The 569-nt window shown below is 47.3% G+C and carries 1 protein-coding gene; it reads right to left on the bottom strand.

The features are described 5' to 3' along the window. Positions 1–514, bottom strand: a 514-nt coding sequence (locus RMT89_RS40730) for a hypothetical protein (protein ID WP_315888794.1), incomplete at its 3' end; no start/stop codon positions are given. Positions 515–569 lie beyond the last annotated feature (55 nt).

Raw genomic sequence — 569 nt, 5'->3', positions numbered from 1 at the left:
GAGCAATATCAGACAAAATCTGATTGTACTGACGGCGAAGATCGTTGCCGTAGTTCGGCAAGCAACGGAAGCAGTCATGTACCGAGATAATGTCGAATGGCTTCTTCGGAAGCGTATCGATCAACTGACCGATAGTGGTACGCTCCACCAAGTCGATGTTATTGGCGTCGAGGAAATCGAGAATACGGACAGACAGGAAACCGCTGTCTTTGTAGTGGTTCCAGAGAACTGCAACCATTGTGTCCTTCTCACTACCATAGCCAATACGCTTGCCGCTGTTGTGATTGCACAGTGAGCGAAGCATATCGATATGTTCACTGTCATAGCCACAACGAGACTTCATCTCTGCTACGACCATACCATCAACAGAGTGGGTCATGTTTGCACAAAGAGAACGACCCTTCTCGATTGGCATCTGAACCGTGTAGTTCACTTCATAAGGCTTATCGAGGAAATGGACAGTTTCAGAGACGTTTGCCATTACCTTGATATGCACATGGAAGTTGTTTGGCATAACCCAGTCATAGCTGATTGCATCCGGGTTCCAGATTGCCAGACATGCTTGGTTC

Origin of the sequence: Streptomyces sp. P17 (genome assembly GCF_032436805.1) — a bacterium.
Classification (GTDB): domain Bacteria; phylum Actinomycetota; class Actinomycetes; order Streptomycetales; family Streptomycetaceae; genus Streptomyces.
This window is presented reverse-complemented; position numbering and strand designations above follow the sequence as displayed.